This window comes from Pseudomonas sp. ICMP22404, from assembly GCF_006227205.1.
In the GTDB taxonomy this organism is placed as follows: Bacteria; Pseudomonadota; Gammaproteobacteria; order Pseudomonadales; family Pseudomonadaceae; genus Aquipseudomonas.
In genome coordinates this window covers 114016-140671 of sequence record NZ_VCNG01000001.1, presented here as the reverse complement: position 1 = coordinate 140671, position 26656 = coordinate 114016, and the positions used below count along the sequence as shown (strand labels likewise).

General features: G+C 61.0%; 19 protein-coding genes. 13 read left to right on the top strand and 6 right to left on the bottom strand.

The features are described 5' to 3' along the window. The first annotated feature begins 428 nt into the window (after positions 1–428). The 3 genes from FGE05_RS00605 to FGE05_RS00595 all read left to right on the top strand — a co-directional run bounded on the left by FGE05_RS00605 (position 429) and on the right by FGE05_RS00595 (position 7145). A complete protein-coding gene (locus FGE05_RS00605; protein WP_139640722.1) occupies positions 429–3881 on the top strand; it encodes a GMC oxidoreductase in 3453 nt (1150 codons plus the stop codon). 123 nt (positions 3882–4004) lie between these two features. Continuing rightward, positions 4005–5873 (top strand): cytochrome c, encoded by a 1869-nt coding sequence (locus FGE05_RS00600; protein WP_139640720.1) that lies wholly within the window; start codon positions 4005–4007, stop codon positions 5871–5873. A gap of 27 nt (positions 5874–5900) precedes the next feature. Continuing rightward, positions 5901–7145: a metallophosphoesterase gene (locus FGE05_RS00595; protein WP_139640718.1), complete on the top strand. Its 1245-nt coding sequence runs from the start codon at positions 5901–5903 to the stop codon at positions 7143–7145. Positions 7146–7386: 241 nt separating this feature from the next. Here FGE05_RS00595 and gbcA read toward each other — a convergent pair whose 3' ends face one another. Then, the gene (gene gbcA / locus FGE05_RS00590; RefSeq protein ID WP_139640716.1) at positions 7387–8682 is read right to left on the bottom strand and encodes a glycine-betaine demethylase subunit GbcA; all 1296 of its coding nucleotides are present in this window, start codon (positions 8680–8682) and stop codon (positions 7387–7389) included. Positions 8683–8965: 283 nt separating this feature from the next. On the opposite strand from gbcA, the gene gbcB reads away from it, so the two are divergent. Beyond that, positions 8966–10066: a glycine-betaine demethylase subunit GbcB gene (gene gbcB / locus FGE05_RS00580; RefSeq protein WP_139640714.1), complete on the top strand. Its 1101-nt coding sequence runs from the start codon at positions 8966–8968 to the stop codon at positions 10064–10066. An 893-nt stretch (positions 10067–10959) separates the two neighbouring features. Here gbcB and FGE05_RS00575 read toward each other — a convergent pair. Together FGE05_RS00575 and FGE05_RS00570 are read right to left on the bottom strand one after the other, a co-directional pair. Next, a complete protein-coding gene (locus FGE05_RS00575) occupies positions 10960–11490 on the bottom strand; it encodes a transposase (RefSeq protein ID WP_139640712.1) in 531 nt (176 codons plus the stop codon). A gap of 230 nt (positions 11491–11720) precedes the next feature. After that, a complete protein-coding gene (locus FGE05_RS00570) occupies positions 11721–12761 on the bottom strand; it encodes a low specificity L-threonine aldolase (protein WP_139640710.1) in 1041 nt (346 codons plus the stop codon). A 192-nt stretch (positions 12762–12953) separates the two neighbouring features. On the opposite strand from FGE05_RS00570, the gene FGE05_RS00565 reads away from it, so the two are divergent. The 8 genes from FGE05_RS00565 (at position 12954) to fdhA (ending at position 22989) form a co-directional block, all read left to right on the top strand. Then, positions 12954–13658, top strand: a complete 705-nt coding sequence (locus tag FGE05_RS00565; RefSeq protein WP_139640707.1) for a TraX family protein — start codon at positions 12954–12956, stop codon at positions 13656–13658. Between the two features lie 280 nt (positions 13659–13938). Then, a complete protein-coding gene (gene glyA, locus FGE05_RS00560; RefSeq protein ID WP_024779447.1) occupies positions 13939–15192 on the top strand; it encodes a serine hydroxymethyltransferase in 1254 nt (417 codons plus the stop codon). A gap of 21 nt (positions 15193–15213) precedes the next feature. Next, the gene (locus FGE05_RS00555) at positions 15214–16464 is read left to right on the top strand and encodes a sarcosine oxidase subunit beta family protein (protein WP_024779446.1); all 1251 of its coding nucleotides are present in this window, start codon (positions 15214–15216) and stop codon (positions 16462–16464) included. 15 nt (positions 16465–16479) lie between these two features. Further along, positions 16480–16809 carry a sarcosine oxidase subunit delta gene (locus FGE05_RS00550; protein WP_024779445.1) on the top strand — a complete coding sequence of 110 codons (330 nt, stop codon included), beginning with the start codon at positions 16480–16482 and terminating at the stop codon, positions 16807–16809. After that, positions 16806–19823, top strand: coding sequence for a sarcosine oxidase subunit alpha (locus tag FGE05_RS00545; protein ID WP_139640705.1), 3018 nt, complete (start codon positions 16806–16808; stop codon positions 19821–19823). Before FGE05_RS00550 ends, FGE05_RS00545 begins: the two co-directional genes overlap by 4 nt. Positions 19824–19955: 132 nt before the next feature. After that, positions 19956–20588: a sarcosine oxidase subunit gamma gene (locus FGE05_RS00540; RefSeq protein ID WP_041022257.1), complete on the top strand. Its 633-nt coding sequence runs from the start codon at positions 19956–19958 to the stop codon at positions 20586–20588. Positions 20589–20748: 160 nt separating this feature from the next. Continuing rightward, positions 20749–21606 carry a formyltetrahydrofolate deformylase gene (gene purU / locus FGE05_RS00535; RefSeq protein WP_047702346.1) on the top strand — a complete coding sequence of 286 codons (858 nt, stop codon included), beginning with the start codon at positions 20749–20751 and terminating at the stop codon, positions 21604–21606. A gap of 183 nt (positions 21607–21789) precedes the next feature. After that, on the top strand, positions 21790–22989 hold the full coding sequence (fdhA, locus tag FGE05_RS00530; protein WP_041022259.1) for a formaldehyde dehydrogenase, glutathione-independent: 1200 nt from the start codon (positions 21790–21792) through the stop codon (positions 22987–22989). A 765-nt stretch (positions 22990–23754) separates the two neighbouring features. On the opposite strand, the gene FGE05_RS00525 is transcribed toward fdhA, so the two are convergent. Continuing rightward, the gene (locus FGE05_RS00525; protein WP_139640703.1) at positions 23755–24330 is read right to left on the bottom strand and encodes a hypothetical protein; all 576 of its coding nucleotides are present in this window, start codon (positions 24328–24330) and stop codon (positions 23755–23757) included. An 84-nt stretch (positions 24331–24414) separates the two neighbouring features. Further along, the gene (locus FGE05_RS00520; protein WP_024779439.1) at positions 24415–24828 is read right to left on the bottom strand and encodes a hypothetical protein; all 414 of its coding nucleotides are present in this window, start codon (positions 24826–24828) and stop codon (positions 24415–24417) included. 286 nt (positions 24829–25114) lie between these two features. On the opposite strand from FGE05_RS00520, the gene FGE05_RS00515 reads away from it, so the two are divergent. Continuing rightward, entirely contained in the window at positions 25115–25693 is a 579-nt protein-coding gene (locus tag FGE05_RS00515; protein ID WP_139640701.1) for a DUF2780 domain-containing protein, read from the top strand. On the opposite strand, the gene FGE05_RS00510 is transcribed toward FGE05_RS00515, so the two are convergent. Then, positions 25694–26581: an acyltransferase gene (locus FGE05_RS00510; protein ID WP_139640699.1), complete on the bottom strand. Its 888-nt coding sequence runs from the start codon at positions 26579–26581 to the stop codon at positions 25694–25696. Positions 26582–26656 lie beyond the last annotated feature (75 nt).

The following is a 26656-nucleotide window of genomic DNA, read 5'->3' as shown; positions in this document are numbered from 1 at the left end:
ATAACTTGTTTGCGAAAGGCTCCAGACCCCGGCGGGCATAGTCCGAAACGCGATAGATCAAATTTCATACAGTTCTAAGGAACTGCCTTGACGCGTGGCGGTCGTGTGTCTTCACTCCAAACCACAAGGACTCAGCGTTTTTATCCACATCCGGTTCAGGGAGAGCACAGGATGGATAGCCGACACCCTCACGCGTACCTCCCCTCATCGGTGAATTGCACCCCGACGCCGCCCATGTTGTTGCCCCGACGCATTCGTCGTCGCGCCGCTAACCAGCGTGCGCGTCAATAGCGTTCCCCCGCACCTCGTTTCCTCCGTAACACCGTTGACTGCCGCGCGTACCTCCAGGGGACAGCGGCCAGGCGTCTGTACGCCTTGGATTTACAGGCAACCGCAGAGTTGCCCCTTCTGCCTGAGAGGACTTGGACATGACACGGATCTCGACCCCCATCAGTGATATCAAGGAGCATTACGACGTTATCGTCATCGGCTCCGGTTATGGCGGCGGTATTGCCGCTTCACGGCTGTCCCGGGCCGGGCGCAAGGTGTGTCTGCTGGAGCGGGGCCGGGAGATGCAACCCGGCGAATACCCCAACACCATGCTGGCGGCCACGGAAGAGTTGCAGGTGCATGACCCGGACGGGCACATCGGCTCGCGCACCGGGATGTTCGACCTGCACGTCAATGCTCAACAGAACGTGGTGGTGGGCTGTGGTCTGGGCGGTACTTCGCTGATCAACGCCAACGTCGCGCTGGAGCCGGAGCCCGGCGTGTTCGAGGATCCACGCTGGCCGTTGGCGGTGCGTGAACACCGTGACACGCTGCTCAAGGAGGGTTACGAGCGCGCTCGCGAAATGCTCAAGCCCAACCCTTACCCGGCCTCGGAGCCGAATCTGCCCAAGCTCGACGCCCACAAGAAGTCGGCTGATTACCTCAAGCAAGGCGCGCATTTCTACAAACCGCCCATCAACGTCACGTTCGACAGGCTGCCTAACAACCTCAACCACGTCGGCGTCGAACAATTACCGTGCAACGGCTGTGGCGACTGCGTCTCCGGGTGTAACAACAAGGCCAAGAACACCACGCTGATGAATTACCTGCCGGATGCCTGGAACCACGGCGCGGAAATTTTCTGCCAGGCCGAGGTGCGGCACCTGGAGCGCGACGGCAACGGTTGGATCGTGCACTTCCAGTACCTGGACAGCGGCCGCGAACTGTTCTCGGCGCCGACACTGTTCGTGCGGGCCGACATCGTGGTGGTGTCCGCCGGCACCCTGGGTTCCACCGAGATCATGCTGCGCTCCCGGGACAAGGGCTTGTCGATGTCCAGTCAGCTGGGTGAGAACATGAGCGGTAATGGCGACATCCTCGGGTTCGGCCACAACTGCGATCAGACTATCAACGGCATCGGTTTCGGTGCCCATTCGGCCAAGGAACTGGAGCCGGTGGGGCCGTGCATCACCTCGGTCATCGACATGCGCACCGAGGGCGACTGGCGCAGCCGCATGGTCATCGAGGAAGGCTCGATTCCCGGCGCGCTCGGCCGGCCGATGGTGCCGAGCATGGCGGCGTTCGCCGAAATGATCGGCGTGCCCACCGACACCGGCTTCGGCGCCAGCCTCAAATACAAGGGGCGGGAAGCCGAAAGCTTCTTGCGCGGCCCGTATCACGGCGCGCTGCATAACATGCAAACCTACCTGATCATGAGCCACGACAACGGCAAGGGCCGCATGGTGCTCGACAGCAAGGACCAGTTGCGCATCGACTGGCCCGGTGTCGGCGAACAGGAGAACGTCACCCTCGGCAATGAGCGTCTGCACCAGAGTACCAAGGCGCTGGGAGGGATCTGGGTCGAAAACCCGATCTGGACCAAGTTGCTCAAGCACAGCATTGTCTCGGTCCACCCTCTGGGTGGTTGCGTGATGGGCGAAGACGCGACGCAAGGCGTGGTCAACCACAAGGGCCAGGTGTTCAGTGGCGCCAGCGGCACGGATGTCTATCCCGGCCTGTACGTGGCCGACGGTGCGGTGATTCCGACTTCCCTGGCGGTAAACCCACTGCTGACCATTTCGGCTGTGAGCGAGCGCAACATGGGGCTGCTGGCGGCGGATCGCGGCTGGTTGATCGATTACACATTGCCTTCGGCCCCGCGCAAGTCGGTGGCAGCGCCCACCCTCGGCGTGCAGTTCACCGAAACCATGACGGGCTATTTCTCCACGGCCTTCACCCAGGCCCAAGGCACCGATCTCACGCTTTACGAAGCGGCAGCCAAACGCGGAAAAACCGACAACTCGACCATCGAGTTCACTCTGACCATCACCGCCGATGACCTCAATCGGATGATCAAGGAGCCGGAACACGCCGCCACGCTGGTGGGGACTCTGGATGCTCCCATGCTTTCGCCACAGCCGCTGGTCGCCAGTAACGGCGTATTCAACCTGTTCGAGCAATACCAGGAGCAGGTGGGCGTGCGGCACATGAACTACGACATGAAGCTGACCGCCGAGGACGGCAGCGATTATTACTTCAGTGCCTTCAAGACCGTGCCCGAGGACAATGGCGTGCTGAACATCTGGCATGACACCAGCACCCTCTATGTCACCCTCTATCGCGGGCCGGACAAGACCGGCGCGGTACTCGGCTCGGGGGTGATGCACATCCTGCCGGCGGACTTCGCCAAGCAGATGACCACCATGAAGGTGCTCAACGCCCGCAATGAACGCGAGCGGGTCGAGGCCCTGGCGCGGTTCGGCAAGTTCTTTGCCGGCATCCTGTGGGAGAGCTACGGTGGGGTGTTCGCCGGCGATATCTACTTCAACCCGGATGCGCCACCGCGGATCAAGCGGCCGCTGGACGCACCGGCACCGACCGTGCATTTCTTCGAAACCGAAGACAACGTCCAACTGCGTTTGACCCGCTATCAGGCGGGCAGCAAGGGCCCGGTAATGCTGGTTCACGGCCTGGGCGTGGGCTCGAACATCTTCTCCACCGATACCATTCACACCAACTTGCTGGAGTACCTGTGCAAGCACGAGTACGACGTCTGGTTGCTGGACCTGCGGGTGAGCATCCTGCTGCCCGCCAGCAAGCATGAGTGGAACGGCGACCAGGTGGCCCAGTACGACTTCAAGGCGGCCATCGAACAGATCCAGCAGGCGACCCTCGCCCGCGACGTGCAATGCGTGGTGCATTGCTACGGTGCGACGACCTTCTTCATGTCGATGCTGGCGGGGTTGCAAGGCGTGCGCTCGGTGGTCTGCTCGCAGATTGCCGCCGATACGGTGGTCGCCACTGCCACCGGCCTGAAGGCTGGCCTGCACCTGCCGGGCATGCTCGACGCCATTGGCATCAAGTCCCTTACCGCCTACGCCGACACCAAGGAGAACTGGTTCAACAAACTCTATGACAAAGCGCTGAACGGCTATGCCCGGATCGAAGCCCAGGGCTACTGCACCAACCCGGTCTGCCATCGCATCACTTTCATGTATGCGTCGCTGTACCGCCACGACACTCTCAACGAAACCCTGCACGACAACCTGCATGAACTGTTCGGCGAATCGAACATGCACACCTTCGAGCACCTGGCGCTGATCGTGCGCAAGGGGCATCTGGTGGACTTCAAGGGCAATGATGTCTACATGCCGCATTTCGATCGGTTGAAATTGCCGATCTGCTTCATCAGCGGCGCCGACAACCAGTGCTACTTGCCGCAAAGCACCCTCAAGACCTATGAGCGGCTGTGCGACATGCATGGTCCGCAACTGTTCAGCCGCCACGAGGTACCGGGCTACGGTCATATCGACTGCATCTTCGGCAAGGATGCGGTGATGGACGTGTATCCAATCATCCTCCAGCACTTGGAGAAGACCGCGCTCGGCTAGCCGGGATCGTTCCCACGCTCTGCGTGGGAATGCCGCCACGGACGCTCCGCGTCCGCTTTTATGACGCAGAGCGTCATGGGATGCATGCCCACGCAGAGCGTGGGCACGATCTGGGGAAATGCCATGAACACTTACATCCGCTGGTACCAACGCATCATCTGGGTCGGGATTGTCATGAACATGTTCTTCGCGATTCCGGCGCTGTTCGCGCCGGCATTGTTGACGTCCATGCTCGGCCTGCCTCCTGTGCTGTCCGATCCCTGGCTGGAAAACACCGGCATGTTGCTGGTGGGGATCAGCCTGTTCTACATGCCCTCGGGGTTCAATGCGCCGCGTTTCGTGGTGAATTCGTGGTTGTGCGTGCTGTCGCGGCTGGTGGCGGTGGTGTTCTGGATCTACCTGATCAACACCAACAACCAAGGCCCGTTGTTCGTTCCAATGCTGGTGGGTGACCTGAGCATGTTCCTGATACTGGGCGTGCTGCTGTACCTGGGCAGCCCGGTTGCCCATCGCCCGCTGGCCTTGCTCTGTACGGGGTGCCGGGAGTGGCGTGAAGGCTGGACGCGGCACTGGCACAGTCCGCGCTTCAGGACCGGTGTGCTGGTCGTGGTACTGGTGCTGGGCTTCATCGGTTACCAGACCTGGTACCAGATGATCCGCGAAGTCCCGCAACCGGACTTCGCTTCCGACGAAGACCACTACAAGTACGCGGCCATCGGCCTCGGTATCGAGGCGCGGATTCCCTACTACCTGTTCGCCGTGCTGCCGCAGATGTGCCCGGAAAAGATGCCCAAGCCGGGTGGCTACGAAGTATTCGGTTTCCTCTATGAAAACGGTAAGGACCTGCCCATCGGCATGGCCAAGCGACAACTGGGCTACCCCACCGTGGAGCCGAACTGCGCCCTGTGCCATACCGGCTCATACCGGGCCAACGCCACCGACGTAGCGGTTCCGGTCGCCACCGCGCCGGCCAATACCTTGCAACTGCAAGCCTTCCAGTGGTTTGCCTACGATTGTGCCAGCGACCCGAAATTCACCCCCGATGCGATCATGGCCGCGATCAACGGCAAGTTCCAACTGGGCTTTTTCGAGAAGCTGTACAACCGCTACCTGATCATCCCGATGGCCAAGAGCGCGCTGCTCAAGCAGAAGCAGGCCTACGCCTGGCAGAAACTGCGCCCGGCCCAGGGCCCCGGGCGGACCGACACCTTCAACCCGACCAAAATGGTGGTGTTCGGCTTCCCGGACGACTCGACCATCGGCACTGTGGATCTGCCGCAGGTCTGGAACCAGAAGCCTCGCGAGTCGATGTACCTGCACTGGGACGGCAATAACAACAACATTCACGAGCGCAACTACGCCGCCGCCATGGCCGTGGGCGCGACGCCGGAGTCGGTGCTGCCGCCCAGCTTCAACCGGGTGACCAACTGGTTGCTGGGGCACAAGGCGCCGGCCTGGCCGTTCGCCCTGGATCAGGCGAAGGTGGCCCAGGGCAAACCGATCTGGGAGAAGAACTGTGCCGGTTGCCACGACTTTGGTCGTACCGACACGGGTCAGGTCACCACCAACATCGACCAGTTGGGCACCGATCCCCATCGCCTGAATTCCTTCACCACCGGGTTGGTGACGGCGTTCCACGGCTTCAAGAAGCCGCCATTCGATTTCAACGCTTACCGCAAGACCCAAAGCTACAGCAACACCCCCACCGACGGCGTCTGGTTGCGTGCGCCGTACCTGCACAACGGCTCGGTGCCGACCTTGTGGGACCTGTTGCTGCCGCCGGAGCAGCGTCCGCAAGTGTTCTACACCGGCTCCGATATCTACGACCCGCAGAAGGTCGGCTTTATCACCAGCGGCACGCAGATGAAGGCGTCGGCGGATTTCAAATACGACACCCGCCTGGAAGGCAACCACAACGGCGGTCATCTGTATGGCACGCAACTGTCGGACACCGACAAACGGGCCCTGATCGAATTCATGAAGACCCTGTAGTCCAGGGCACTGCGAAGGAGCGTCCACATGTCATTACTGCATCATTGGGAACATGAGTTCGACAAGGTCAAGGTCCGTCTGCATGGGTTGGTCACACGGCTGGAAATGTCCTGGAAAAAGCTCGTCAACGATCTGGAGCCCGAGGAGTTCGAGGCCATCGTCAAGCTGTTGCAACGGGGCCACGACCAGGCTCGGTACACGATCGAACATGGCGACTTGCCGGACGACGAACCGGCCGTGCCGTGGGAGCTGGCCCACGGCCTGTCGATCCTGAAGATCGGCAACGCCACGCCTTTGCCGCAAAGCGAAGACGAATTGCCGACACGGGTGCTCAAGGACGGCACTTTGCTGGGCTGCCGCAAATGGGAATTGCTGGACTTGCTGTGGAGCGAGGCGCTGCTCAAGTGGATCGAGAACCTGCGCCACCACGCGACGTTCGGCACCACGCCGGCAATGGTGAAAATGGACAGCGACGTGGTGCTGGCCATCGCTGGCGACTGGGGTACCGGACCGTTCGACAGCCACGCCCCGGCGGTGGCGGTGGCCAATCAGATGCAACTGGCCCAGGCTGATTTCACCATTCACCTGGGGGATGTCTACTACGCCGGTTCACATTCCCAGGAAGACGTCGACATGGTCGGCTGGCCCCAGGGCAAGCATGGCTCGTTCACTCTCAATTCCAACCACGAGATGTACAGCGGCGCCCATGGTTATTTCAAGGAGCTGGCCAAGCGTTTTCCGGGACAGCAGGGCACCAGCTACTTCGCCTTGTACAACGACGACTGGCTGGTGGTCGGCCTCGACAGCGCCTACGCCTCGGATGCCATGAACCTGTACATGGACGGCACGCTCAACAGCCAGCAGATCGACTGGATGAAAAGCCTGCCCAAGCGCAAGAAGCTGATGGTGCTCAGTCATCACCAGGGGTTCGACATTTCCGGGCACAACAAGACCGCGCTATACCAACCGGTGTGCGATGCGCTGGGGCGTGAGCCGGACTATTGGTACTGGGGCCATCTGCACAACGGCATCTGCTACGCCACCCAAGGCGGGTTGCACGCACGTTGCGCCGGGCATGGGGCGATTCCCTATGGCACCACCAGCGAGCTGAATGGGCATGCGCGGATATTGTGGTCAGAGACGGAACTGGCCGGGGATGAGGTGTATCCGGAGCGGGTGCTGAACGGGTATGTGAAGGTGCGGCTGGTGGGCGAGAACATCGAAGAGACGTTCTACGGGGAGGATGGCTCGGTGCGGTGGTCTTCGAAGTAATAGGTTGATAGTCAGGCCGCTATCGCGAGCAGGCTCGCTCCCACAGTGAATTTGTGGTGTATGCGATATTTACGCATGATGCGGGACCTGTGGGAGCCGGGCTTGCCCGCGAAGACGGTGGTACAAACAACATTGATGCGAGTTGATCCAACGCTATCGCGAGCAGGCTCGCTCCCACAGGGGATCTTTGGCGGACCGAAGATCGAATGTGGGAGCGAGCCTGCTCGCGATGCTTTTTGCCTTAGGCCTGGACCTTGATGCCCTTGAGGTACGGTGCAGGCTCGGCGCCCAGGTTGTTCAGCATGCGGCCGCTGTACCAGTCCACGAAGTTAACCACACCGAACTCATAGGTCTTGGAGTATGGGCCCGGCTGGTAGGCGGTGGAGTTGATGCCGCGCTGGTTTTCTTCGGCCAGGCGACGGTCCTGGTCGTTGGTGGCGTCCCAGACTTCGCGCATGCGCGCCACGTCGTAGTCCACGCCTTCGACCGCGTCCTTGTGCACGATCCACTTGGTGGTGACCATGGTTTCCTGGGCGCTGATCGGCCACACGGTGAACACGATGATGTGGTCGCCCATGCAGTGGTTCCACGAGTGCGGCAGGTGCAGGATACGCATCGAGCCCAGGTCCGGGTTCTTGATGCGGCCCATCAGCTTGGCGCAGCCCTGCTTGCCGTCCATGGTCATCGAGACGGTGCCCTTGAGCAGCGGCATGCGCACGATGCGGTTACGCAGGCCGAAGCTGGCGTGGGCGTAAGGGATCTTCTCGGCTTCCCAGGCGGCGGCGGAAGCGGCCACGTGGTCCTTGAACGCCTGGTCGGCGCGCGGGTCGGTGACGTCGTCCCATTCCAGCAGGGTCTTGAGCAGTTCCGGGTGCGAACCGCCGCAGTGGTAGCACTCGCGGTTGTTTTCCAGCACCAGTTTCCAGTTGGCCTTCTCCATCAAGGTGGTTTGCACCGCCACCTTGGTGTTTTCCATGTCGTAGGGTTCCATGTAATGGCTCAGGGTCGACAGGAAATCATCGATGGCCGGCGGGTTCTCCGCCAGACTGATGAAGATGTAGCCACCGGCGGTCTTCACGTTCACAGGCTTGAGGCCGTATTCCTTCATGTCGAAGTCGGCGCCCATTTCGGTGCCGGCGAACAGCAGGCGACCGTCCAGCTCGTAGGTCCACTGGTGATAATGGCAGACCAGCTTGGCAACCTTGCCCTTGTCGCTGGTGCACAGGCGTGAACCACGGTGGCGGCAGACGTTGTGGAAAGCGTGAACCACACCGTCGGCGCCACGGATCACGATGATCGGGTTCTTGCCCACTTGCAGGGTCAGGTAGTTGCCCTTGGTCGGTATCTCGCAGGTCATGCCGGCGATCAGCCATTCCTTCTGGAAGATCTCCTGCATGTCGATGTCGAACAGGCGCTCGTCGCTATAGAATGGCTGCGGCAGCGAATAGGTACGCTCGCGTTCCTGTAGCATCTGCACGGTGGCCTTGCGTGCGGGTTCCAGTGGATCGCCCAGGCTCAGGGTTGTGGTCACGTCCATCGTTGTATCCTCATGGCCATCTGTGTGGCCGGCGAAATATGGCTAATCGGTTGTGCTACGCAAGGCAGAAAACGTTGTTTGTCTGTTGGGGCGAGTGTGGGGCCGCGCCAGGCTGGAACCTTATCCATGGGCGACATGGCCCAATCTGTTCCCGACGCGCCAGAGCCGGTAGTTAGGGGCTGGTCGCGATAAGTATGTGAATGTCGCAGATAGGTAAATGGCCGTTCTGGCGCCTGCGCACAATCGCCACCATGAAGGCCGGCAGTCGGCCGTGGAGATCAACATGTCCAATAATTTCCTGAACCCGGTCACCACCCAGACCTGGGCCAATGGCCGACATATCGTACGTTGCGTCAAAGTCATCCAGGAAACCTGGGATGTGCGCACATTCTGCTTCATGGCTGACCAGCCGATCATGTTCTTTTTCAAGCCCGGGCAGTTCGTCACCCTGGAGCTGGAAATCGAAGGCCAGCAGATCATGCGCTCCTACACCATTTCCAGCTCGCCGTCGGTTCCCTACAGCTTTTCGGTGACCATCAAGCGTGTGCCAGGGGGCAAGGTCTCCAATTGGCTGCACGACACCCTGCACGAAGGTCAGGAACTGGCGGTGCACGGGCCGGTAGGGCTGTTCAATGCCATCGACTTCTCCAGCCCGAAGGTGCTCTACCTCAGCGGCGGCGTCGGCATCACCCCGGTCATGTCCATGGCGCGCTGGTACTACGATACCAACGGCAACGTCGACATGGTGTTCATCCACAGCGCCCGTTCGCCCAAAGACATCATCTATCACCGCGAGCTGGAGCACATGGCGTCGCGGATCGACAACTTCAGCCTGCACCTGATCTGTGAAAAACATGGCCTGGGCGAACCCTGGGCCGGCTATCGCGGCTACCTGAACCACAAGATGCTGGAGCTGATGGCGCCAGACTTCATGGAGCGCGAAGTGTTCTGCTGCGGCCCGACGCCGTACATGAACGCGGTCAAGCGCCTGCTGGAAGCCGCCGGTTTCGACATGAAGCGTTACCACGAGGAATCCTTCGGTGCCACGCCACCGGAAGCCCGTGCCGACGCGGTGGAGCAGGCCGAGCAAGCCGCCGACGCCCCTGAGGTCGATGCGGCGGACCTGCACCTGGTGGAATTCACCTCCTCCGGCAAGAGCATCCGCGTGGCACCGGGCGAAACCGTCCACGCCGCCGCAGCCAAGCTCGGCATGATGATCCCCAAGGCCTGCGGCATGGGCATCTGTGGCACCTGCAAGGTGTTGAAGCTGGGTGGGGAAGTGGAGATGGATCACAACGGCGGGATCACCGAGGACGACGAAGCCGAAGGCTACATCCTGTCGTGCTGCAGCGTGCCGAAGGGAGATGTGCGGATCGAGTTCTGATCCGGAACATCCAGGTCTTCCTGCTGATCGTTCCCACGCTCTGCGTGGGAATGCCGCCAGGGACGCTCCGCGTCCCAGCTCCCCGGTCGTCTGCACGCTACCGTCGTTGAATCCGATCAAGCCTTCTATCCGCGTAATTGCGCATTGGAATATCGCCAATGTTGATAGGCGAAAAGAGTGCGTGGCAGGTGAGAGCCGTTCGTTTTCAGGCGCCGAACGCGGAGCGTCCGTGGAGGCGTTCCCACGCAGAGCGTGGGAACGATCGGTGTGGTGTCGGCGGCCTTCCTGCTGATCGTTCCCACGCTCTGCGTGGGAATGCCGCCAGGGACGCTTCGCGTCCCAGCTCCGCGGTCGTCTGCACGCTACCGTCGTTGAATCCGATCAAGCCTTCCATCCCGCGTAATTGCGCATTGGAATATCGCCAATGTTGATAGGCGAAAAGAGTGCGTGGCAGGTGAGAGCACTTCGTTTTCAGGCGCCGAACGCGGAGCGTCCGTGGAGGCGTTCCCACGCAGAGCGTGGGAACGATCGGTGTGGTGTCGGCGGCCTTCCTGCTGATCGTTCCCACGCTCTGCGTGGGAATGGCGCCAGGGACGCTTCGCGTCCCAGCTCCCCGGTCGTCTGCACGCTACCGTCGTTGAATCCGATCAAGCCTTCCATCCGCGTAATTGCGCATTGGAAAATCGCCAATGTTGATAGGCGAAAAGAGTGCGTGGCAGGTGAGAGCAGTTCGTTTTCAGGCGCCGAACGCGGAGCGTCCGAGGAGGCGTTCCCACGCAGAGCGTGGGAACGATCGGTGTGATGTCGACAGCATTCCTGCTGATCGTTCCCACGCTCTGCGTGGGAATGCCGCCAGGGACGCTCGGCGTCCCAGCTCCCCAGCCGTCTGCACGTTACCATCGTTGAATCTCGATCAAGCCTTCCATCCCCGCATAATTGCGCGCACTGGAATACCGCCAATGTTCCGGTAATTCCACATACCCACGCTTCACCGGGTTGAAGTGGATGTAATCCAGCTTTTGCCGCATGACTGTTTCGCTATGAATCTGCTCCGCATGTGAGCCTTCCTGCCAAAGCTGATACCCCCGGTCTTGCTTATGTGCCCGCTTGCTGAACCTCAAGCGTTGCAACGCTCGCTCTGCGCCTTTGCTCTGCAGGTCATCAATAATCTGGCGTGCCGTAAATGATTTGAACTGGCGCAAGCACTTGTTCAGGTTCGGTGCCTGGGCGACGAAATGCAGATGATTCTCCAGAACGACATAACCCAGCAGTTGCAGGTTCTGGTGGGCTTGCTGATAACGCCAGCAATCGAGCAGGTGATCGACGAGGTAGGGCCGTACAAACAGCGGCAGCCACTCCATGAGCGTGCAGGTGTGAAAGTGCGGTTTGTCAGGTTCGGTGATGACGTAGCGGCTCCGGCCCATGGGTGCATTCCTGTAGCGCGTGGAATGGTCATGTTGCAGTTGCCGATTCATGGCGTGATAGGCGAAAAGGGTACGTGGCAGGTGAGAATAGTCTGTTCGTTTGCAGGCGCCGAACGCGGAGCGTCCGTGGAGGCATTCCCACGCAGAGCGTGGGAACGATCGGTGTGATGTCGACAGCCTTCCTGCTGATCGTTCCCACGTTCTGCGTGGGAACGATCAGTAGCCTGGCTTCAGGCGCTCATCACTTCCCGAATATCCGCCGCCAATTCCCTTACCCGCGCCTCTTCGGTATCCCAAGAACACATGAACCGTGCGCCGCCCTTGCCGATGAAGGTGTAGAAGCGCCAGCCGCGGGCGGTGAGGGCAGCGATGGCGGGTTCCGAGAGTTGCAGGAACACGCCGTTGGCCTGGACCGGGAACATCAGTTCCACACCAGGGATATCGCTCACCAGTTGCGCCAGCAGTTGGGCGCAGTGGTTGGCGTGGCGGGCATGCTTGAGCCAGGCGTCGTTTTGCAGGAGGCCGACCCAGGGGGCGGAGAGGAAGCGCATTTTCGATGCCAGTTGCCCGGCCTGTTTGCAGCGATAGTCGAAGTCCACCGCCAGGTCGTGGTTGAAGAACAGGATGGCTTCACCCACCGCCATGCCGTTTTTCGTGCCGCCGAAGCACAACACGTCCACGCCCACCTTCCAGGTCAGGTCTGCCGGTGAGCAGCCGAGGAAGGCGCAGGCATTGGAAAAGCGCGCGCCGTCCATGTGCAGGTTCAGCCCCAGTTCCTTGCAGGTGGTGCTGATGGCGCGGATTTCGTCCGGTGTATAGACGCTACCGACTTCCGTCGCCTGGGTCAGGGTCACGACCCGGGGCTTGGGGTAGTGGATGTCCTGGCGCTTGAGGGCGATTTCGCGGATCGAGTCAGGCGTCAGCTTGCCGTTTTCAGTGCGGGCCACCAGCAGTTTGGAGCCGTTGGAAAAGAACTCCGGTGCGCCGCATTCGTCGGTTTCGACGTGGGCGGTTTCCGAGCAGATCACGCTGTGGTAACTCTGGCACAACGAGGACAGTGCCAGGGAGTTGGCCGCGGTGCCGTTGAACGCGAAGAACACTTCGCAGTCGGTTTCGAACAGGGCGCGGAAATCGTCGGCCGCCCGGTGGGTCCATTCGTCGTCGCCGTAGGCGCGCTGGTGGCCCTGGTTGGCTTCTTCCATGGCCGCCCAGGCTTCGGGGCAAATGCCGGAATAGTTGTCGCTGGCGAACTGTTGACTCTTGTCGGTCATGGCCTTGCTCCTGAAGTAGAGGTCCTGGGTAAAGATCCCTGGCAGAAATTCCCGGGTGGGGAGCTTCATGGTTCGGCGTGTTTGATCAACGGCGCCGTGGTCGATGTTGGTGCGCACTTTACCCAAGATTAGCGAGGGAACACACCGGATGTTTCTGTCAGGAAATCTCAACTTCAGTGGATCGCGCTTTACATGAGTCGGCGCGACGGGGCGTTGGACCTGCTCAAGTGGCTGGCTTTGTTGGCGATGGTGCTCGATCATCTGCGATATGTCGGTTTTTCCGCCGATTGGCTCTACGTGCCGGGACGCCTGGCATTTCCCGGGTTCTGCCTGGCGATGGCGGCGAACCTGGCGCGGGACGGGGCCGGTTTCATGCCGTGGCGTTATCTGGGCTGGCTGTTACTGTTCAGCGCGATCAGTGAAATACCTTATCGATTGTTCATCCCCGACCCCTCTACGTTGAATGTATTGCCGACACTGATCCTGGGGCTGTTGGTGGCGCGTGGTTGGCAGGCATCGCAATGGGAGGCCCGGTGCCTGGCGTTGGGGGCATTGCTGCTGGCGGCACTGTGCGCTTCACACCTGATGTTCGGTTTCTTCGGCGTGCTGCTGCCCTTGGCGATGTTGGTGGTGTTTCGTCGGCCCTGGTACTTCGCATGGTTACCAGGGCTGGTGTGCCTGGCGGCCAATCAGTGGCGGGTGCTTTATGGCGCCGCATGGCTGGGGAGTGGGGTGGCGGTGTGGGGCATGCTGGCTTGCCTGTTTGCGCCAGGACTCGGGCTGTTGCTTTTGCGACGGGCGGGTCGTTTTCATCCGCCGGCGATGCGGCGTTGGGCGTATGCCTTGTATCCCGGACACTTCCTGGTATTGCTCGCGGTTCGCCAGGTCATCCAGTAACGCCCGTGGAACAGTTGTGGGAGCAAGGCTTGCCCGCGACCAGGCGCCTGGTTAGCCGAGCGACCGCGTTGTTTTCATCGCGGGCAAGCCTCGCTCCCACAGCTTTGTTCTATCCACACCTTCAACTCTGCAAGTGCATGTCGTAAACGCGCCTTTGCGTGGCGTCCATAGGCATTTGGCCTGCCTGCGCCAGCCATACCATCGCATCCAAAGGGCACTGTCGAACGGGCGGTGCCTCACCAAGACAAAAAGGCGTACCGACGCCGCTGGGAGAGACGCGATGTTCAGCAAGCAAGACCAGATCCAAGGTTACGATGATGCACTGCTGGCGGCGATGAACGCCGAAGAGCAACGCCAGGAAGATCACATCGAACTGATCGCGTCAGAGAACTACACCAGCAAGCGTGTCATGCAGGCCCAGGGCAGCGGCCTGACCAACAAATACGCCGAAGGCTATCCAGGCAAGCGCTACTACGGTGGCTGCGAGCACGTCGACAAGGTCGAAGCCCTGGCCATCGAACGCGCCAAGCAACTGTTCGGCGCCGATTACGCCAACGTCCAGCCGCACTCCGGTTCCTCGGCCAACAGCGCCGTGTACCTGGCCCTGCTGCAAGCCGGCGACACCATCCTGGGCATGAGCCTGGCCCACGGCGGTCACCTGACCCATGGCGCCAAAGTGTCGTCCTCGGGCAAGCTCTACAACGCCGTGCAGTACGGCATCGACACCACCACCGGCTTGATCGACTACGACGAAGTCGAGCGCCTGGCGGTCGAGCACAAGCCGAAAATGATCGTTGCCGGTTTCTCGGCCTATTCCAAGACCCTGGACTTCCCACGCTTCCGCCAGATCGCCGACAAGGTCGGTGCTCTGCTGTTCGTCGACATGGCTCACGTCGCTGGCCTGGTTGCCGCCGGTCTGTACCCGAACCCACTGCCTTACGCCGACGTGGTCACCACCACCACCCACAAGACCCTGCGTGGTCCGCGTGGCGGCCTGATCCTGGCCAAGTCCAACGAAGAGATCGAGAAGAAGCTCAACGCCGCGGTATTCCCGGGCGCCCAGGGCGGCCCGCTGATGCACGTGATCGCCGGTAAGGCGGTGTGCTTCAAGGAGGCGCTGGAGCCTGGCTTCAAGGCCTACCAGCAGCAAGTGATCGAAAACGCCCAGGCCATGGCTGGCGTGTTCATCAAGCGCGGCTACGATGTAGTGTCCGGCGGCACCGATAACCACCTGTTCCTGGTCAGCCTGATCCGTCAGGGCTTGACCGGCAAGGACGCCGATGCCGCCCTGGGTCGCGCTCACATCACCGTCAACAAGAACGCCGTGCCGAACGATCCGCAGTCGCCATTCGTGACTTCGGGCCTGCGCATCGGTACCCCGGCGGTGACCACGCGCGGCTTCAAGGTTTCCCAGTGCGTGACGCTGGCCGGCTGGATCTGCGACATCCTCGACAACCTCGGCGACGCCGATGTCGAGGCCAATGTCGCCCAGCAAGTGGCAGCCCTGTGCGCGGACTTCCCGGTTTATCGCTGAGTCGGTTTTGGAGTAATGACTATGCAACGCTATTCGGGCTTCGGCCTCTTCAAGCACTCTCTCAGCCATCACGAAAACTGGCAGCGGATGTGGCGTACGCCGACGCCGAAAAAGGTCTACGACGTGGTTATCGTCGGCGGTGGCGGGCATGGTCTGGCGACCGCCTACTACCTGGCCAAGGAGCACGGCATCACCAACGTGGCCGTGGTCGAGAAAGGCTGGCTGGGCGGTGGTAACACCGCGCGCAACACCACCATCGTGCGCTCCAACTACCTGTGGGACGAATCGGCCCACCTGTACGAACACGCGATGAAACTCTGGGAAGGTCTGTCCCAGGACTTGAACTACAACGTGATGTTCTCCCAGCGCGGTGTGTACAACCTGTGCCACACCCTGCAGGACATCCGTGACTCCGAGCGTCGGGTCAACGCCAACCGCCTCAACGGTGTGGATGGCGAGCTGCTCAACGCCAAGCAAGTGGCCGACGAGATTCCGTACCTGGACTGCTCGAAGAACACCCGCTACCCGGTATTGGGCGCTACCGTTCAGCGTCGCGGCGGCGTGGCCCGTCACGATGCCGTGGCCTGGGGCTTTGCCCGTGCCGCGGACGCCCTCGGCGTGGACCTGATCCAGCAGACCGAAGTGATCGGTTTCCGCAAGGAAAACGGCGTGTGCATCGGTGTGGAAACCAACAAGGGCTTTATCGGCGCCAAGCGCGTCGGCGTGGTGACCGCCGGTAACTCGGGGCACATGGCCAAGCTGGCCGGCTTCCGCCTGCCGGTCGAATCCCACCCGTTGCAAGCGTTGGTGTCCGAGCCGATCAAGCCGATCATCGACAGCGTGATCATGTCCAACGCCGTGCACGGCTACATCAGCCAGTCCGACAAGGGCGACCTGGTGATCGGTGCCGGTATCGACGGCTGGGTCGGCTACGGCCAGCGCGGTTCGTACCCGGTGATCGAGCACACCATCCAGGCCATCGTCGAGATGTTCCCGGTGCTCTCGCGGGTGCGCATGAACCGTCAGTGGGGCGGCATCGTCGACACCACGCCGGACGCCTGCCCGATCATCTCCAAGACGCCGGTGCCGAACATGTTCTTCAACTGCGGTTGGGGTACCGGTGGCTTCAAGGCCACTCCGGGCTCGGGCAACGTGTTTGCCGCCAGCCTGGCCAAGGGTGAAATGCACCCACTGGCCGCACCGTTTTCCATCGACCGTTTCCACAACGGTGCATTGATCGACGAACACGGCGCTGCTGCCGTCGCCCACTAACAGGAGAAATTCCCTATGTTGCACATCTTCTGTCCTCACTGCGGCGAACTGCGCTCCGAAGAGGAATTCCATTCGTCCGGCCAGGCGCACATCCCGCGTCCACTGGACCCGAACAGCTGCACCGACGAGGAGTGGGGCGACTACATGTTCTTCCGCGACAACCCTCGCGGTTTGCACCATGAGTTGTGGATCCACGCTGCCGGTTGCCGCCAGTACTTCAACGCGACCCGCGACACCGTGACCTACGAAATCCTGGAAACCTACAAGATCGGCCAAAAGCCGCAATTCACCGACAAGGCTGACAGTCCGAAAGCGGCCGCACAGGCTCTGGGAGAGAAGGTATGAGCCAGATCAATCGCCTGTCCAACGGCGGACGGATCGACCGCAACAAAGTGCTGAGCTTCACTTTCAACGGCCAGACTTACAAGGGCTTCGAAGGCGACTCCCTGGCCGCTGCATTGCTGGCCAACGGCGTCGACATCATCGGCCGCAGCTTCAAGTATTCCCGTCCACGGGGCATCTTCGCCGCCGGTGCGGAAGAGCCGAACGCGGTGCTGCAGATCGGCGCCACCGAAGCCACGCAGATTCCTAACGTGCGTGCCACGCAACAGGCGCTGTACCAGGGCCTGGTCGCCACCAGCACCAACGGTTGGCCGAGCGTGAACAACGACATGATGGGCATTCTCGGCAAGGTCGGCGGCAAGCTGATGCCGCCGGGCTTCTACTACAAAACCTTCATGTACCCGCAATCGTTCTGGATGACTTACGAAAAGTACATCCGCAAGGCCGCCGGCCTGGGTCGCTCGCCGACCGAGAACGATCCGGATACCTACGACTACATGAACCGTCACTGCGACGTGCTGATCGTCGGTGCCGGCCCTGCCGGCCTGGCCGCGGCCTTGGCCGCCGGTCGCAGCGGTGCGCGGGTGATCGTGGCTGACGAGCAGGAAGAGTTCGGTGGCAGCCTGCTCGATTCCCGCGAAAGCCTGGACGGCAAGCCGGCGACCGAGTGGGTCGCGGCGGTGGTGGCTGAGCTGCGCTCGATGCCGGAAGTGTTGCTGTTGCCTCGCGCCACGGTGAACGGTTATCACGACCACAACTTCCTGACCATCCACGAACGCCTCACCGATCACCTCGGTGACCGCGCGCCGATCGGCCAGGTGCGTCAGCGTATCAACCGCGTCCGCGCCAAGCGCGTGGTGCTGGCCACCGGTGCTTGCGAGCGTCCGCTGGTCTACGGCAACAACGACGTGCCGGGCAACATGCTGGCCGGTGCAGTCTCTACCTATGTGCGTCGCTACGGCGTGGCACCGGGCAAGAAGCTGGTGCTGTCCACCAACAACGACCACGCCTATCGCGTTGCGCTGGACTGGTTCGACGCCGGCCTGCAAGTCGTCGCCGTCGCCGATGCCCGCAGCAACCCACGTGGTGCGCTGGTGGAAGAAGCACGCGCCAAAGGCATCCGCATCCTCACCGGCAGCGCCGTGATCGAGGCCCGTGGCAGCAAGCGCGTGACTGCTGCTCGCGTCGCCGCGATCGACGTTCGCGGACAAAAAGTCACCAGCCCCGGCGAATGGCTGGACTGCGACCTGGTCGCCAGCTCCGGCGGCTACAGCCCGGTGGTCCACCTGGCTTCGCACCTGGGCGGCAAGCCGATCTGGCGTGAAGACATCCTCGGTTTCGTACCGGGCGAAGCACCGCAGAAACGTGTATGCGTCGGCGGCGTGAATGGCGTCTACAGCCTCGGCGATACCCTGGCCGATGGTTTCGAGGGCGGCGCGCGCGCGGCCAGCGAAGCCGGCTTCAAGACCGTGGAAGGCGTTTTGCCTAAAGCCCTGAGCCGCCACGAAGAGCCTACCCTGGCGCTGTTCCAGGTGCCGCACGAAAAAGGGACCGCACGGGCGCCAAAGCAGTTCGTCGACCTGCAGAACGACGTCACCGCCGCCGCCATCGAGCTCGCCACCCGCGAAGGCTTCGAGTCGGTGGAGCACGTCAAGCGCTACACCGCACTGGGCTTCGGTACCGACCAGGGCAAGCTGGGCAACGTCAACGGCCTGGCCATCGCGGCCCGTTCGCTGAACGTGAGCATCCCACAGATGGGCACCACCATGTTCCGTCCGAACTACACGCCGGTGACATTCGGCGCGGTGGCCGGCCGGCACTGCGGGCACATCTTCGAACCGGTTCGCTTCACTGCGCTGCATGCCTGGCATGTGAAGAACGGCGCTGAATTCGAAGACGTTGGCCAGTGGAAGCGCCCTTGGTACTTCCCAAGGAACGGCGAAGATATGCATGCCGCGGTCAAGCGCGAATGCAAGGCTGTGCGCGACAGCGTCGGCCTGCTGGACGCCTCGACCCTGGGCAAGATCGACATCCAGGGTCCGGATGCCCGTGAGTTCCTCAACCGCATCTACACCAACGCCTGGACCAAGCTCGACGTGGGCAAGGCTCGCTACGGCCTGATGTGCAAGGAAGACGGCATGGTGTTCGACGACGGCGTGACCGCCTGCGTCGCTGACAACCATTTCATCATGACCACCACCACTGGCGGTGCGGCTCGTGTGCTGCAATGGCTGGAGATCTACCAGCAGACCGAATGGCCGGACCTGAAGGTGTACTTCACCTCGGTCACCGACCACTGGGCAACCATGACCCTGTCGGGGCCCAACAGCCGCAAGCTGTTGAGCGAAGTCACCGACATCGACCTGGATCGTGACGGCTTCCCGTTCATGACCTGGAAAGAAGGCCTGGTGGGTGGCGTGCCGGCGCGGGTGTTCCGGATCTCGTTCACCGGCGAGCTGTCGTACGAAGTCAACGTGCAGGCCGACTACGCCATGGGTGTGCTCGAGAAGATCGTCGAGGCCGGCAAGAAGTACAACCTGACCCCGTACGGCACTGAAACCATGCACGTACTGCGGGCCGAGAAGGGCTTCATCATCGTCGGCCAGGACACCGACGGCTCGATGACCCCGGACGACCTGAACATGGGCTGGTGCGTAGGCCGTACCAAGCCGTTCTCGTGGATCGGCTGGCGTGGCATGAACCGTGAAGATTGCGTGCGTGAGAACCGCAAGCAACTGGTGGGCCTCAAGCCGATCGACCCGAATGTCTGGCTGCCGGAAGGCGCACAGTTGGTCTTCAACCCCAAGCAGTCGATCCCGATGACCATGGTGGGTCACGTGACCTCCAGCTATGCGCACAACTCCCTGGGCTATTCGTTCGCGATGGGTGTGGTCAAGGGGGGCTTGAAGCGTATCGGTGAGCGGGTCTTCTCGCCGCAGGCTGATGGCAGCGTGATCGAGGCAGAGATCGTTTCGTCGGTGTTCTTCGATCCGAAGGGCGATCGGCAGAATATTTGATACCTGATCGTTCCCACGCTCCGCGTGGGAATGCATCCCGGGGCGCTCCGCGCCCCAAAGCGGACGCAGCGCGTCCATGGCGGCATTCCCACGCAGAGCGTGGGAACGATCAATTCAAGAGACAGGTGCTATATGACAGCAGCCAATGTTTACCAACAACGCCCAACCACCGGGGCCAAAGCCGAGTCGTCGCTGCATCATGCCGACCTCGCCAGCCTGGTGGGCAAGGGTCGCAAGAACGCCGGCGTGACCGTGCGCGAGAAAAAACTCCTGGGTCACCTGACCATCCGTGGCGATGGTCACGATGCGGCATTCGCCGCGGGCGTGCACAAGGCTCTCGGCATCGAATTGCCGGGCGCGTTGAGCGTTATCGTCAAGGGCGAGACCAGCCTGCAATGGATGGGGCCGGATGAATGGTTGCTGGTCGTGCCGACCGGTGAGGAGTTCGCCGCCGAGCAGAAACTGCGTGAAGCCCTGGGCGACCTGCACATCCAGATCGTCAACGTCAGCGGCGGCCAGCAGATTCTCGAACTGTCCGGCCCGAACGTGCGCGACGTGCTGATGAAATCCACCAGCTACGATGTACACCCAAGCAACTTCCCGGTGGGCAAGGCCGTGGGCACGGTGTTCGCCAAGTCGCAACTGGTGATCCGCCACACCGCCGAAGACACCTGGGAACTTCTGATCCGCCGCAGCTTCTCCGATTACTGGTGGCTGTGGCTGCAGGATGCGTCGGCTGAGTATGGTTTGAGCGTGCAGGCCTGATTTTTGGCCTTGGCGGTCAATCTGTGGGAGCAAAGCTTGCTCGCGATCGGGCTACCTCGGTTTCAACGAGACTGCGTTGCTTTATCGCGAGCAAGCTTTGCTCCCACAGAGGCCTCCCTGCCATAGCAGCAGTTGTTCACAATCAACAGGAGTCACCGCAATGAGCCGCGCCCCAGACACATGGATTTTGACTGCCGACTGCCCCAGCGTGCTCGGCACGGTGGACGCGGTGACCCGCTTTCTGTTCGAGCAGGGCTGCTACGTCACCGAGCACCACTCCTTCGATGACCGGCTTTCGGGGCGTTTCTTCATTCGTGTGGAGTTTCGCCAACCCGATGGTTTCGACGAGCAGGATTTCCGTGCCGGCCTGGCCGAGCGCGCCGAAGCCTTTGGCATGGTGTTCGAACTGACGCCGCCCAACTACCGGCCGAAAGTGGTGATCATGGTGTCCAAGGCCGATCACTGCCTCAACGACTTGCTCTACCGCCAGCGCATCGGCCAGTTGTCCATGGACGTGGTCGCGGTGGTGTCCAATCACCCGGATCTCAAGCCGCTGGCCGACTGGCACCAGATTCCCTACTACCATTTCCCCCTGGACCCGAACGACAAGCCGGCCCAGGAACGGCAGGTGTGGCAGGTGATTGAAGACACCGGTGCCGAACTGGTGATCCTCGCCCGCTACATGCAGGTGCTGTCGCCGGAGCTGTGTCGCAAGCTCGACGGCAAGGCGATCAATATCCACCACTCCCTGCTGCCGGGTTTCAAGGGCGCCAAACCGTATCACCAGGCCTACAACAAGGGCGTGAAACTGGTCGGCGCCACGGCGCACTACATCAACAACGACCTGGACGAGGGCCCGATCATCGCCCAAGGCGTGGAGGTCGTGGACCACAGTCATTATCCCGAGGACCTGATCGCCAAGGGGCGGGATATCGAAGGGCTCACATTGGCCCGGGCCGTGGGGTATCACATTGAAAGACGAGTTTTCCTGAACGCCAATCGTACGGTGGTGCTCTGACGGGCGCCATCGCGAGCAGGCTCGCTCCCACGGGAGATTGTGTATCCATTGTGGTAGCGAGCCTGCTCGCGATGAGGCGCTCCCATACAGCACAGAAACAAAGACACAAGCACTAACCCGAGCAATCAACGCGCTGCCTGCCTGGGCAACGCGGTTTCATAAAAACAACAGCGAGGTGAAAGCATGTCCGGTAATCGTGGTGTCGTGTATCTCGGCAACGGCAAGGTCGAAGTCCAGAAAATCGACTATCCAAAAATGCAGGACCCGCGTGGCAGGAAGATCGAACACGGCGTCATCCTGCGCGTGGTCTCCACCAACATCTGCGGCTCCGACCAGCACATGGTGCGCGGCCGTACCACCGCCCAGACCGGCCTGGTCCTGGGTCACGAGATCACCGGTGAAGTGATCGAGAAAGGCAGCGACGTCGAGAACCTGAAGATAGGTGATCTGGTGTCGGTACCGTTCAACGTTGCGTGCGGTCGTTGCCGTTCCTGCAAGGAACAGCACACCGGCGTCTGCCTGACCGTCAACCCGGCCCGTGCCGGCGGTGCCTACGGTTACGTGGACATGGGTGATTGGACCGGCGGCCAGGCCGAATACGTGCTGGTGCCGTATGCCGACTTCAACCTGCTGAAACTGCCGGACCGTGACAAGGCCATGGAGAAAATCCGTGACCTGACCTGCCTGTCCGACATCCTGCCTACCGGTTACCACGGCGCAGTGACTGCCGGCGTTGGTCCTGGCAGCACCGTGTATATCGCGGGTGCCGGTCCGGTCGGCCTGGCGGCTGCGGCTTCTGCTCGTCTGCTCGGTGCAGCGGTGGTGATCGTCGGCGACGTCAACTCCATCCGCCTGGCTCATGCCAAGGCGCAGGGCTTTGAAGTTGTCGACCTGTCCACCGACACGCCATTGCACGAGCAAATCGCCGCGTTGTTGGGCGAACCTGAAGTCGATTGTGCCGTTGATTGCGTAGGCTTCGAAGCCCGTGGTCATGGTCATGACGGCGTCAAGCACGAAGCCCCGGCCACCGTGCTCAACTCGTTGATGCAAGTGACCCGTGTCGCCGGCAAGATCGGTATCCCTGGCCTGTACGTCACCGAAGATCCGGGCGCGGTCGATGCCGCCGCCAAGATCGGTGCCCTGAGCATCCGCTTCGGCCTCGGCTGGGCCAAGTCCCACAGCTTCCACACCGGTCAGACCCCGGTGATGAAGTACAACCGCGCGCTGATGCAGGCGATCATGTGGGACCGCATCAACATCGCGGAAATCGTCGGCGTACAGGTCATCAGCCTGGACGACGCGCCGAAAGGCTACGGCGAGTTCGACGCTGGCGTGCCGAAGAAATTCGTGATCGATCCGCACAAGCTGTTCAGCGCGGCGTAAGGTTGGAAGCAAGACGGAAAAAGGGCGACAGTGATGTCGCCCTTTTTATTGGGGCCCGGCGGCTAATGCCAGTCAGTTAAGCCACAAACCCGTGGGAGCAAAGCTTGCTCCGGGCGGCGATCCGACGATTGCGGTACGTCAGTCAGCAACAATGTTGACGGGTCCATCGCTATCGCGAGCAAGCTTTACTCCCACAGGCGTTGCGCCGTTTGATCCTTAACTGACAGACATTAGGCCCAGCGGCTCATTTTTTGTCTTTGGTCAGGGTGAACTCTCGCTTATAGAGCTCATTGCCTTGATTATCTTCCTGAGGATCCCCCCTATAGCTACAGCTGTCTCCCGTGGCGCTAATGGAGATTGCCTTGGGGTTGTGTTTCAAGAAGTTGTCTGAAGCTGATTGAAATTGTTCTCCCACCCAAGCGCCTCCGCTTGGGTCGGTCGCTTTGTATCTGAAACCTTCGTTATTTGGAGGTGGATTACTGGAGGAGGCTGTAAAAGAATCTATGGTGTTCGGCTGAGGACATGATGCGATATTCGCAGCGTGAGCAAGGCCAGGCAAAGCCACGAGCGAAAACATACCGGCGAACATTATTTTGCACATTCGATGTACTCCGTGACTTGATGACAGTCTGGATGTTCATCGACAGGCAGGTCCTCGACTACTGTCAGAGCTGACAGCACTCAAGGCCGATAAGAAATAGTCTCGCTTGTTTATATACCCAGAAGTTGTCCGTTCCATTCCCCGTCGGGCAAGGATAACCCCACTCAGGGCTGGGTTACCGTTGCTGTTTTGACCCGCTCGCAGAAGTCGGGGTAGAAACCCCAGACATTCGTGTCCCGACATTCATTCTGGGCCTGGGCCAGCGCATTCCTGTCGAATGTGAGGCTGCGGGGCAGGCTGGCGAAGGTGGTGTAGCCGTCCCTTTGGGTCTTGATCGCGTCGAACCCCCGCATGTCGTAGACCAGTTCAACGTCGTCGTCGGCAAGGAGCCGGGCCTTGACCGTTACCTGAGGGTACTGCTTCCCTCCTGGGGCGTTATTGAGCGCGGCGAGGCCATGGCCGACAACGCGTAGCAGGCGCGGCACCCAACCCTCGTCGGTCCCGTCGGCGTCCGGGCGATAGGTCACGGTAAGCGTTTGCTGGTCGCGGGTGACCGCGGTCAGAGACGGGTCGGAGCGCTTGATGCGGTGCTCGATGGTCAGCCAGGTCTTCTGCTCTTCGCTGACGCCATCGGCAACTTCCGGATTCAGCGGTCCTCGCTGGCATTCGTTGACACCCAGCGCAATCAGCATGCCCGCCAGGATGACCGCGAGGGTGGCGCCACCAATTTTTACGTCCATGGGCAAACTCTTCAGGGGGAGGCGCACTGTACGGTATCTATTGACTCCGGGTCATCTGCCAGCGGCGGATGAACGATAAATCAATCAGAAACTCAGGTTGAAGTCGTCAGCATTGATGAGATTGCACACCTGAAGGGCAAGATTTTCGCAGCGCCGGTTCGTCCACTCTGAAAAAGGCGGCTGTACTTGAAGATACTGGAGGGCCAGATTTACGGACGCATATGCGCAAGTGAGGGTTGCTCTTCCCGGTGTTTGTGGAACGTCAATGTCGTGGAGAGCAAACTCGGCACCGTTGAGTTTCATGGATGCGGGATCGACCATTTTAATAGCGCCCTGATCTGCCCACTCCCGATCATCCTGTACTTCTATGGACTTAACATCCGAGAGTTTCAGGTGTTCACGAACCTCCGCAATCGCAGGACAGGTTATTTCACCGGCCTTAACATGGTTGATAAACAATAGAAGTAACCACGTGCATCCCGTCAGAGTATTTTTCATGTCCAGGCTCCATTGGTTCACATTGAACATGGTCCCCATTGGAGCCGATCGAGCTACTGTCAATCCTGACAGTTTTTTATGCCTATGTAGAATTAGCTCGCAGCCTTCATAGCACTTTCGGTGATAGTCGTCCTCTATGCGGGGGACGTTTGAGGGACGTTTGTAGCTTGGTCCGAAGACGGTCGGAATGTGGCCGGGGAACAATCCCTACTGCCCTCAGTCCAACCCACGATTTTGTGCCGCCCTCATCTCGGGCGGTTTTTTTTGGCTCAAGAGGACGTTCGCAATGAAGGTTTCACGCGGTTTTGCACTGTCTTGCCTGCTCTCGCTGGCGGCCAGTCCAGCCTTCGCGCAGTTCAGCCTCAGTGATGCGGCCAATGCGGTGGCGGCCATGCAGGGCGGTCAGGGTGAGCAGGGGAAGGGCGCCGTGGCCGCCGCGCCCGAGGCCGCCGGGCTGCTCAACACGTTGGGTTCGGAATTGAAGATCACACCGGAACAGGCCGTCGGCGGTGCCGGTGCGATGTTGGGGTTGGCGAAGAATCGTCTCAGCGAACCGCAGTTTTCCGAGTTGAGCCAAAGTGTGCCGGGCCTGGACCAGATCGCCGGCAACAGCGCCATTGGCGGGCTCAATGGCCTGGGCGGCCTGCTCGGTGGCGGTTCGCAGAAGAATGCCCTGCTCGATGGCCTGCTGGGCAACGTCAAGGACACCAATGACTTGAACAACGCCTTCAGTGCGTTGGGCATGGACAGCGGCATGATCGGCCAGTTTGCCCCGGTGATCCTCCAGTACCTCGGCCAGCAGGGCGTGGCCAGCTCCTTGCTGCAGAACCTCGGCGGCATCTGGGGCTCCGGCGCCGGTCTCTGATCAGCGGCGTTCGTCAAGCAAGGCGACGATGCGCCGGTCCTTTTCGGTCCAGAGCTGGTTGACCCAGTTCTGGACGTACTGGCGAAACACCGGATCGTTTTCGTAATCGCCTTGCCACAGTGCAGGATCCAGCGGACGAGTCTGGATGTCGATGATGACCCTCGGCACGGAACCGTTGATCAAATCCCAGAACCCCGGAATCCGCTCCTGCGGGTACACCACGGTGACATCCAGTATCGCGTCCAGTTGTTCGCCCATGGCCGCCAGCACGAACGCCACGCCACCGGCCTTGGGCTTGAGCAAGTGGGTAAAGGGGGATTGCTGCTGCTGGCTTTTTGCGGCGGTAAAGCGTGTCCCTTCGAGGTAGTTCACCACGGTGACGGGCTGGCGCTTGAACAGCTCGCAGGCCGCCCGAGTGATTTCCAGGTCCTTGCCGGCCAGTTCCGGGTTCTTTGCCAGGAAAGCCTTGGTGTAGCGCTTCATGAACGGATAATCCAGCGCCCACCAGGCCAATCCCAGGAACGGCACCCAGATCAGCTCCTTCTTGAGGAAAAACTTGAAGAACGGCGTGCGCCGGTTGAGGGTCTGGACGAGGGCGGGAATATCCACCCAGGATTGGTGATTGCTGATGACCAGGTAAGACGTATCGCCACGCAAGCCTTCGCCGCCGCGAATGTCCCAACGGGTGGGGATGCACAGGGCGAAGATCAGTTTGTCGATCTCGGCCCAGGTTTCGGCGATCCACATCACCCCCCACGAGGCATAGTCGCGAAGGCGTCCGGGCAGGATCAGCTTGAGCAGCGCGAACACCATCAACGGCCCGAACAGCACCAGGGTATTGAGCAACAGCAGCAGGGTGACGAAACAGCCGGTGAGCAGGCGGCGCATAAATGACTCTTGCAAGCGGGTGGGCGGGCCATGATAAGCAGCTTCGGGCGGCAGGCCAAATTGTGGTGGACGAAT